The sequence below is a fragment of the Pseudomonas sp. 382 genome (assembly GCF_002759075.1).
Taxonomy (GTDB): Bacteria; Pseudomonadota; Gammaproteobacteria; order Pseudomonadales; family Pseudomonadaceae; genus Aquipseudomonas; species Aquipseudomonas vlassakiae.
On sequence record NZ_PEMX01000113.1, the window covers coordinates 1 to 514 of the forward strand.

2 tRNA genes and 1 rRNA gene are annotated in these 514 nt (G+C 48.8%); all 3 read left to right on the plus strand.

The annotated features are described in order from the left end of the window. Positions 1 to 75 (plus strand): 16S ribosomal RNA (locus CQW31_RS30835); the annotation flags it as partial. Positions 76 to 160: 85 nt separating this feature from the next. Further along, positions 161 to 237, plus strand: a tRNA-Ile gene (locus CQW31_RS30840). A 21-nt stretch (positions 238 to 258) separates the two neighbouring features. Then, positions 259 to 334 (plus strand) — tRNA-Ala (locus CQW31_RS30845). The last annotated feature ends 180 nt before the right edge of the window (positions 335 to 514 follow it).

Consider the following 514-nt stretch of genomic DNA (forward strand, 5'->3'; position numbering starts at 1 on the left):
ACGGTGTGATTCATGACTGGGGTGAAGTCGTAACAAGGTAGCCGTAGGGGAACCTGCGGCTGGATCACCTCCTTAATCGACGACATCAGCCTGCTGATGAGCTCCCACACGAATTGCTTGATTCATTGTAAAAGACGATGTTGCAAAGTGACCCTGTTATAGGTCTGTAGCTCAGTTGGTTAGAGCGCACCCCTGATAAGGGTGAGGTCGGCAGTTCAAATCTGCCCAGACCTACCATTACAGAGTTAAGCCGTACACGGGGCCATAGCTCAGCTGGGAGAGCGCCTGCCTTGCACGCAGGAGGTCAGCGGTTCGATCCCGCTTGGCTCCACCACTTACACCTTACTTGCTTGATCAAATTCAGAAATGAGCATTCGCATCGAATGTTGATTTCTGACTTTTGTCAGATCGTTCTTTAAAAATTCGGATATGTGATAGATATAGACTGAACACCAGTTTCACTGCTGGTGGATCAGGCTAAGGTAAAATTTGTGAGTTCTGCGCGAAAGCGCAA